This window comes from Microbacterium sp. B24, from assembly GCF_000333415.1.
GTDB lineage: Bacteria > Actinomycetota > Actinomycetes > Actinomycetales > Microbacteriaceae > Microbacterium.
Map to the genome: position 1 here is coordinate 1 of NZ_BADB01000133.1, position 8718 is coordinate 8718.

Below are 8718 nucleotides of genomic sequence, written 5' to 3' on the forward strand. Positions count from 1 at the left end.
GAGCTCGGTCCCGGGGATCCTCTAGAGTCGCGATGCGCGCGCTGGGCGTCTACGTCGCCGACCTCTTCGACCGTGCCGAGCAGACCGACGATGCCGCGGTACTCGTGATGGCCGAGTTCTTCGTGCCGATCCTGAAGGGCTGGTCGACGGAGGATGCCGTGGCGTTGACGAGCGACGCCATCCAGGTGCACGGGGGCATGGGCTTCATCGAGGAGACCGGTGCGGCTCAGCACTACCGCGACGCCCGCATCATGCCGATCTACGAAGGCACCACCGCGATCCAGTCCAACGACCTCATCGGTCGCAAGGTCATCCGCAACCAGGGGGCCACCGCCGAGGCGCTCTTCGCCGACATCGAACGCACCGTCGAGGCCCTGCGCTCCGCCGGCGGCGAGGTCGCCGCGCGCACCGCCGACCGTCTCGAGCGAGCCCTGGCCGCCGCCCGCCGCGCCACCGCGGCGATGGTCGCGTTCGGCTCTTCGCCGCGCGACGCCCACGCCGTGAGCGTGCCCTACCTCATGCTCCTCGGCGTCCTGGCCGGTGGCTGGATGCACGCGCTCGCGGTGGTCGCCGTTGCGGCGCACGAGAGTGCGCACGAGGCGGATGCCGCCCGTCTCACGGCCGCCGACTTCTACGGAGCCCACCACCTGCCGCGCGTGCACGCGCTCGCCGAGACGGTGGCCTCCGGCGAGACCGTCTGAGCCGCCACCCGCCGCTAAGCCCCCGGTCGTCGAGCGATCGCAGCGAGTCGAAACGCCCCGTGCTCAGAGCTCGTCGCGCAGGCGCCGCACGACCTCGGCCATCGGCATCCGACGGGGGAAGGTCGCCACGACCACATCGTCGTTCTGCGCCTGCTCGCCGTCGGGGTGCACACCGAAGCGGTGCATGAGCTCGTCGTAGGCGTCGGTGAGCACCGACTCGGGGATGTCCTCGGTGCCCCGCAGCAGACGGCGCAGCACGTGGTTGTGCACCGCCGTCACGGCGGCGGAGAACGCCACGGCATCGATCGGATCGAGACCCGGGAGGGCCGAGCGCAGGTAGTCGTCGAACAGCCGCTCGTACTGGAAGACCGTGACGATCTCGCGGTCGCGCAGCGCCGGGACCTGGCGCACCACGGCGTAGCGTCGACGGGCGAGTTCGGGCTCGGCGGCGAAGTGGCGGAACACGTCGACCGAGGCCGCACACGCCGCCGCCCACGGGTTTCGGCCCAGGCCATCGCCGCTCGTCAGCTTCTGGCGCAGGTGCGCGAGCAGCACGTCGTGATCGCTGAAGACGACGTCGTCCTTACCGCCGAACTGACGGAAGAAGGTCGATCGCGACACTCCCGCCGCCTGCGCGATCTGCTCCACCGACGTCGCTTCGAAGCCCTGAGCGGCGAAGAGATCCAGCGCAGCGGCGACGACGGCGTTGCGGGCGGAGGTGGGTGCGGCGTCGGTCATGCCCGTGAGCCTAACGCCCCGCCGAGCGCACGGCACCTCGCCGGCGCGCGGTCGGATCCGCACGGAGGGTCGACTAAGCTGGGGGATCGGTCGATCTCTCGATATCGAGATTGTTTCGGCACTTTTGTTCCGATACCGAGAACCCTTCGGCACGACACCCACTGACGCCCAGCGAAGGATTGCACGTGGATCTGTACGAGTACCAGGCACGAGACCTGTTCGAGAAGTACGAGGTGCCGGTGCTCCCCGGCATCATCGCCGACACTCCTGAGGAGGCGAAGGCGGCGGCCGAGAAGCTCGGCGGCGTCGTGGTCGTCAAGGCTCAGGTCAAGACCGGGGGCCGCGGCAAGGCCGGCGGCGTCAAGGTCGCCAAGACTCCCGAAGACGCGTACGAGGCCGCGAAGGCCATCCTGGGCCTGGACATCAAGGGCCACGTCGTCAAGCGCGTCATGATCGCCGGCGGCGCCCAGATCGAGAAGGAGTTCTACTTCTCGGTGCTGCTGGACCGCGCCAACCGTTCGTACCTGAGCCTGTGCTCGGTCGAGGGCGGCATGGAGATCGAGCAGCTCGCCGTCGAGAAGCCCGAGGCGCTGGCCAAGGTCGAGGTCGACCCGCTGACCGGCATCGACACGGCCAAGGCGCTCGAGATCGCCAAGGCCGGTGGCTTCGACGACGAGCTGGCCCCCAAGGTCGCCGATGTGTTCGTCAAGCTCTACAACGTCTACACCGGTGAGGGCGCGACCCTCGTCGAGGTCAACCCCCTCATCCTGGATGCCGCGGGCAGCATCATCGCCCTCGACGGCAAGGTGTCGCTCGACGACAACGCCACCGAAGTGCGCCACCCCGAGCACGAGGAGCTCGAGGACAAGGACGCGGCCGACCCGCTCGAGGCGAAGGCGAAGGCGTCGGGCCTGAACTACGTCAAGCTCGACGGCCAGGTCGGCATCATCGGCAACGGCGCGGGCCTGGTCATGTCGACCCTCGACGTCGTCGCCTACGCCGGCGAGAACCACGGCGGTGTGAAGCCCGCCAACTTCCTCGACATCGGCGGCGGCGCCTCGGCCACCGTCATGGCGGCGGGCCTGGACGTCATCCTCGGTGACCCGCAGGTGAAGTCGGTGTTCGTCAACGTCTTCGGCGGCATCACCTCGTGCGTCGCCGTGGCGGAGGGCATCGTCAAGGCGCTCGAGATCCTGGGCGACACCGCCACCAAGCCGCTGGTCGTCCGCCTCGACGGCAACCAGGTCGAGGAGGGCCGCGCCATCCTCGCCGCCGCGAACAATCCGCTCGTGACCCTCGCCGCCGGTATGGACGAGGGCGCCGACAAGGCCGCCGAGCTGGCCAACGCCTGAGCCGACGAGAACAGGACTGCAGAGAAATGTCTATCTACCTCAACAAGGACTCCAAGGTCATCGTCCAGGGCATCACCGGCGGTGAGGGCACCAAGCACACCGCGCTGATGCTGAAGGCGGGCACCAACGTCGTCGGCGGTGTCAACGCGCGCAAGGCCGGCACCACCGTCTCGCACGTCGACAAGGACGGCAACCCCGTCGAGCTGCCCGTGTTCCCTCGGTCGCCGAAGCCATCGCCGCCACCGGCGCCGATGTGTCGATCGCGTTCGTGCCGCCGGCGTTCACGAAGGACGCGATGGTCGAGGCGATCGACACCGAGATCCCGCTCCTCGTCGTCATCACCGAAGGCGTCCCCGTCGGCGACACCGCCGAGGCGTGGGCGTACGCGAAGAGCAAGGGCAACAAGACCCGCATCATCGGGCCGAACTGCCCCGGCATCATCACACCCGGAGAAGCGCTCGTCGGCATCACGCCCGCGAACATCACCGGTAAGGGCCCCATCGGTCTCGTCTCGAAGTCGGGCACCCTGACGTACCAGATGATGTTCGAGCTGCGCGACCTGGGCTTCTCCACGGCCATCGGCATCGGCGGCGACCCCATCATCGGCACGACGCACATCGACGCGCTCGCCGCCTTCGAAGCCGACCCCGAGACCAAGGCGATCGTCATGATCGGCGAGATCGGCGGCGACGCCGAGGAGCGTGCCGCGGAGTTCATCAAGGCGAACGTCACCAAGCCGGTCGTCGGCTACGTGGCCGGCTTCACCGCCCCCGAGGGCAAGACGATGGGCCACGCCGGCGCGATCGTCTCCGGCTCGGCGGGCACCGCACAGGCCAAGAAGGAGGCCCTCGAGGCCGCCGGCGTCAAGGTCGGCAAGACCCCGTCCGAGACCGCCGCTCTCATGCGGGAGATCATCGAGACGCTCTGACGTCCGACGAGAGAGGGGGTGGATGCCGCGGCATCCACCCCCTCTCTCTGTCCCCGCCCCGTGCCGAGCCGCTACGAATCCACCGAGCCGCCACGAACGGGCGTGGCGGCTCGCGCGGAACGTAGCGGCTCGCGGGAGCGGGAGGAGGGGAGGGGAGGGGGTCAGCCTCCCAGGAGCATCTCGATCGGGCCGCGGGCGAAGTAGATGAGGAAGCCGGCGGCGACCACCCACAGCAGCGGGCTGATCTCCCTCGCCTTGCCGGAGAGCGAACGCACGACCACCCAGCTGATGAAGCCGGCGCCGATGCCGTTGGCGATCGAGTACGTCATCGGCATGACCGACACCGTCAGGAACACCGGCAGCAGCACGCTGAAGTCGCTGAGGTCGATGTGCTTGACCTGCGCCATCATCATGGCGCCGACGATCACGAGCGCCGCCGCGGCGACTTCGGTGGGAACGATCGAGGTGAGCGGTGTGAAGAACATCGCCAGCAGGAAGACCACGCCGGTCACGACGTTGGCGAGCCCCGTGCGGGCGCCCTCGCCGATGCCGGAGCCCGACTCGATGAACACCGTGGCCGACGATGAGGAGGTCGCGCCTCCCACGACGGCGCCGACGCCCTCCACCACGAGGGCGGATTTGATGCGGGGGAAGTCGCCCTTCTCGTCGGCCAGACCCGCCTCCTTCGCGAGGCCGGTCATCGTGCCCATCGCGTCGAAGAAGTTGGAGAACACGAGCGTGAACACGAGCATGATCAGCGCGACGATGCCGACTTTGCCGATGTCGAAGCCGAAGTCGACGGCGCCGAGCAGGCTCAGGTCGGGGATGCTGACCGGAGAGCCGGTGAGCGCGGGGATCGTGAGCCCCCATCCGCCCGGGTGATCGGTCGCCGAGCCGAGGTGCCAGATGGCCTCCACGATCACCGACACGACGGTGCCGCCGACGAGGCCGATCAGCATGCCGCCTTTCACCTTGCGGGCGACGAGCACTCCGGTCACCAGCAGCGTCAGGACGAACATGAGCGTCGGGATCGACGCGACCGAGCCGCCGATGCCGAGGCCGACCGGCGGTGAGTTCGATCCGGTCGCGGTCACGAAGCCGGAGTTGACGAACCCGATGAAGGCGATGAAGAGGCCGATCGCGACGGTGATGGCGAGCTTCAGCTGCACCGGCACGGCGTCGAAGATGAGCTTGCGCAGCCCGGTCGCCGCCAGCAGCACGATGATGATGCCGTTGATCATCACGAGGGCCATCGCCTCGGGCCAGGTGACCTCGTGGATGACGCTGAAGGCGAGGAACGCGTTGATGCCGAGTCCCGCCGCGAAGGCGAACGGAAGCCGCGTCACCAGGCCGAAGAGGATCGTCATGACCCCGGCGGTCAGCGCCGTCGCCGCCCCCACGGCGGAGAACGCCAGCTCGTTGCCGGCGATGTCCGCCTTGCCCGACAGGATGATCGGGTTGAGGATCACGATGTACGCCATCGTGACGAAGGTGACCAGTCCGCCGCGGATCTCGCCCCCGATCGTCGAGCCGCGACGGCTGATCTCGAAGAAGCGGTCGAGCGCCCCGAGCGGGGCGTCGGCGGAACGGGTGGCGGACGTGGGTGTAGCGGGCATGGATCCTCCATCCAGAACCGTAGTGGATGCCGCGGCGTCGGCGCCCCGCGCGCCCCGCGCCCGCTCATCACCCGGGTAGGTAGGGTCGAACCCGCATGAACCGCCTGCTCGTCCTCCTCCTCGCCGCCGTCGATGCCCTCATCGCGGCGGCCGTCGGCGTCGCCGTGGTCTTCGCGCCGCTCACCCTCTTCTGGGTGATGGCGCTGGGAGGCACCGCCGACTGGGCCGCGCTGTGGCCCGCGGCCGTGCGCATCTGGCAGCTCGGCCAGTTCGTCCCCCTGCACATCACGCTCGGGGACGACTACCTCGTCGCCGCCGGCATCGCGCCGCAGGCGGCGTCGTTCGTCGTCTCGCTGGCTCCGCTGGCACTCGCCGTCTTCACGGCCCTGTTCGCGGCACGTTCGGGCGCCCGCGCGGCCCGCTCCGGGGCTTGGGCTGTGGGCGTGGCGGCCGGCACGCTCGTGACGCTGCTCATCGCCGCCGCGCTCTGGGCGACATCGCGCACTCCCGTCGCCGCCGTCTACGGGTGGCAGGCTCTGCTGCTGCCCACCGCGGTCTTCGCGCTCCCCGCCCTGGTGGGCGCCGTCGTCGAGGCGTGGCGCAGCGGAGACGGCGGTCTCATCGACGCTCTTCGCGACCGGATCGACGGCGCAGATCCTCGGCGCGGCCACCCGTGGGTGGGCGCCGTCTCTGCCGCCGCCCGGGGACTCGCCGCGGCCGTCGCCGGCCTGGTCGGCGTCGGCGCGCTCGTCGTCGCGGCGGCCGCGGTGCTGCGCGGCGGGCAGATCGTCGCACTCTTCGAGGCGGCGCACGTCGATGTGCTCGGCGGTGCCGTGCTCTCCCTCGGACAGCTGGTGTACCTGCCGACCCTCATCGTCTGGGGCGCTTCCTTCGCCGCCGGGCCGGGTTTCGCGATCGGCGCCGGCACCGCGGTGTCGCCGGCCGGCACGACTCTCGGGGTCCTTCCCGGCATCCCCGCTCTCGGCCTCATCCCCGACAACCCCTCACCGTGGCTGTTCGCACTCGTACTGGCGGTCGTCGCGGTGGGTTTCCTCGCCGGCGCGATCGCCCGCACCCGCCTCGCGTCCGCCGGTGAGATGGATGCCGCGGCGGCGTCGACCACGGCCGTGCGCCTCGTCGTCTTCGGCGCGATCGTCGTGCTCGCCGCCGCGGCCGCGGCGCTGCTCGCGGTCTGCGCGTCGGGCGCGGTCGGGCCGGGCCGCCTGGGCGCGGTCGGTCCGGCGGCCGGTCCGTTCGCGTTCTGCGTCGGCGTCGAACTGGCCGTCGGCGCCGCGATCGCGCTGTTCTCTCCGGCGCGCACCAGAGAGCCCGCCGCCGCGCCGGTAGACTGACCGGGTGCTGACGGTCGCCGTTCTCATCTCGGGCACCGGCTCCAATCTCCGAGCCCTCCTCGAGGCCGCCGCCGACCCCGATTTCCCGGCCCGCATCGTCGTCGTCGGCGCGGACCGCCAGGCAGACGGCTTCGCCCACGCCGAAGCGTTCGGCATCCCGACCTTCCTCGTGCCGTTCCGCGAGTTCGAGACCCGCGAGCAGTGGGGCGAGGAGCTCGACCGTCAGCTGCGAGTGTGGAATCCCGACCTCGTGGTGCTCAGCGGTCTCATGCGCCTGCTCCCGGCATCGGTCGTCGACGCCTGGGCGCCCCGCATCATCAACACCCACCCCGCCTATCTGCCCGAGTTCCCCGGCGCGCACGGCGTTCGCGACGCGCTCGCCGCCGGTGCGACCCAGACCGGGGCGAGTGTCATCGTCGTCGACAACGGTGTGGACTCCGGGCCGATCCTGGCCCAGGAGCGCGTCGCCGTGCTGTCCGACGACACCGAGCAGAGCCTGCATGAGCGCATCAAGCCGGTCGAACGGCGCCTGCTCATCGATGTCGTGCGCGCGGTGGCGTCCGGAGAGCTCGAGCTGTCCGCCGCCGCTTCCGACGCACCCGCGTCCTGAAGACCCGATCCACCTCGAACACTGGAGCCCCGCATGGCCGGTCCTGCCGTCGATCCCGCCCTCTACCGATCCCGTGACCTCGTGCCCGTGCGCCGGGCCCTCATCTCCGTGAGCGACAAGACCGACCTACTGCCGCTCGCTCAGGCCCTGGATGCCGCGGGCGTCGAGATCGTGTCGACCGGCGGGTCCGCGGCGCTGTTGCGCGACGCCGGCCTCGCCGTCAAGGACGTCGCCGAGATCACCGGCTTTCCGGAGTCGCTGGGCGGGCGCGTGAAGACGCTGCATCCCAGCGTGCACGCGGGACTGCTGGCCGACCTCCGGCTCGAAGACCACGAGACCCAGCTCGATGCCCTCGGCATCCTGCCCTTCGAGCTCGTGGTGGTGAACCTCTATCCGTTCGTCGAGACCGTGGCCTCCGGCGCGGTGGGAGACGCGGTCGTGGAACAGATCGACATCGGCGGGCCGGCCATGGTGCGCGCCTCGGCCAAGAACTTCGCGAACGTCGCAATCGCCGTCTCGCCCGAGTCCTACCCCGCGATCATCGAGGCGCTCGGTGCCGGGGGCACCTCTCTGGCCCAGCGCCGCGAGCTCGCCGCCCGCGCCTTCGCGCACACGGCCGCCTACGACCGCGCCGTCGCCACCTGGTTCGCGGAGGAGACCCTCGAGGCGGAGGGCGATCTGCCCCAGCACCTGACGATCAAGGCCGAGCGGCTGAGCACGCTGCGCTACGGCGAGAACTCGCACCAGCGCGCCGCGATCTACACGCGCGCCGGCGCGCACGGCATCGCGCAGGCCGAGCAGATCCAGGGCAAGGAGATGTCGTACAACAACTACGTCGACGCCGACGCGGCCCTGCGTGCAGCCTTCGACATGGTCAAGCCGGCGGTGGCGATCATCAAGCACGCCAACCCGTGCGGCATCGCGGTCGCAGCGCCCAACGCGCTCGACCCCATCGCCTCGGCGCACCTGCGCGCGCACGAGTGCGACCCCGTCTCGGCGTTCGGCGGCGTGATCGCGGCCAACCGCACGGTCACCCTGAAGATGGCGGAGAACCTCCGCGACATCTTCACCGAGGTCATCGTCGCCCCCGACTTCGAGCCGGAGGCACTGGAAGTCTTCGCCCTGAAGAAGAACCTGCGTGTGCTCCGCCTTCCCGCCGACTGGCGGCAGGAGCCGATGGACGTGCGGCTGCTGTCCGGCGGGCTGCTGCTGCAGGACGCCGACCGCTTCCCCGACGACATCGAGTCTGTCGCCAAGAACTGGGAGCTCGTCTCCGGTGAGCGTCCGGACAGCCCCGAGGAGATGGAGAACCTCATCTTCGCGTGGAAGGCCTGCCGCGCCGTCAAGTCCAACGCGATCGTGCTCGCCCAGGGGCTTGCGACCGTCNGCATCGGCATGGGACAGGTCAACCGTGTCGACTC

The 8718-nt window shown here is 70.2% G+C and carries 7 protein-coding genes and 1 pseudogene; 6 read left to right on the forward strand and 2 right to left on the reverse strand.

The genetic code is table 11. The features are described 5' to 3' along the window. Nucleotides 1–701 (forward strand): acyl-CoA dehydrogenase C-terminal domain-containing protein (locus I5I_RS03030; protein WP_036316349.1); only part of this gene is annotated, 701 nt, incomplete at its 5' end. Nucleotides 702–764: 63 nt separating this feature from the next. On the opposite strand, the gene I5I_RS03035 is transcribed toward I5I_RS03030, so the two are convergent. Then, on the reverse strand, nt 765–1439 hold the full coding sequence (locus I5I_RS03035) for a TetR/AcrR family transcriptional regulator (RefSeq protein ID WP_036316337.1): 675 nt from the start codon (nt 1437–1439) through the stop codon (nt 765–767). 185 nt (nt 1440–1624) lie between these two features. On the opposite strand from I5I_RS03035, the gene sucC reads away from it, so the two are divergent. After that, nucleotides 1625–2791, forward strand: a complete 1167-nt coding sequence (gene sucC / locus I5I_RS03040; RefSeq protein WP_036316339.1) for an ADP-forming succinate--CoA ligase subunit beta — start codon at nt 1625–1627, stop codon at nt 2789–2791. 26 nt (nt 2792–2817) lie between these two features. After that, nucleotides 2818–3719: pseudogene (gene sucD / locus I5I_RS03045) on the forward strand (succinate--CoA ligase subunit alpha). A 161-nt stretch (nt 3720–3880) separates the two neighbouring features. Here the strand turns inward: sucD and I5I_RS03050 are convergent. After that, nucleotides 3881–5335 (reverse strand): NCS2 family permease, encoded by a 1455-nt coding sequence (locus I5I_RS03050; protein WP_036316341.1) that lies wholly within the window; start codon nt 5333–5335, stop codon nt 3881–3883. 95 nt (nt 5336–5430) lie between these two features. Here I5I_RS03050 and I5I_RS03055 point away from each other — a divergent pair, with 95 nt between their 5' ends. The 3 genes from I5I_RS03055 to purH form a co-directional block, all read left to right on the forward strand. After that, nucleotides 5431–6687 carry a cell division protein PerM gene (locus tag I5I_RS03055; RefSeq protein ID WP_036316343.1) on the forward strand — a complete coding sequence of 419 codons (1257 nt, stop codon included), beginning with the start codon at nt 5431–5433 and terminating at the stop codon, nt 6685–6687. A 4-nt stretch (nt 6688–6691) separates the two neighbouring features. Beyond that, nucleotides 6692–7297: a phosphoribosylglycinamide formyltransferase gene (purN, locus tag I5I_RS03060; protein WP_036316345.1), complete on the forward strand. Its 606-nt coding sequence runs from the start codon at nt 6692–6694 to the stop codon at nt 7295–7297. A gap of 33 nt (nt 7298–7330) precedes the next feature. Beyond that, a partial coding sequence (gene purH / locus I5I_RS03065) for a bifunctional phosphoribosylaminoimidazolecarboxamide formyltransferase/IMP cyclohydrolase (RefSeq protein WP_036316348.1) occupies nt 7331–8718 on the forward strand: 1388 nt, incomplete at its 3' end.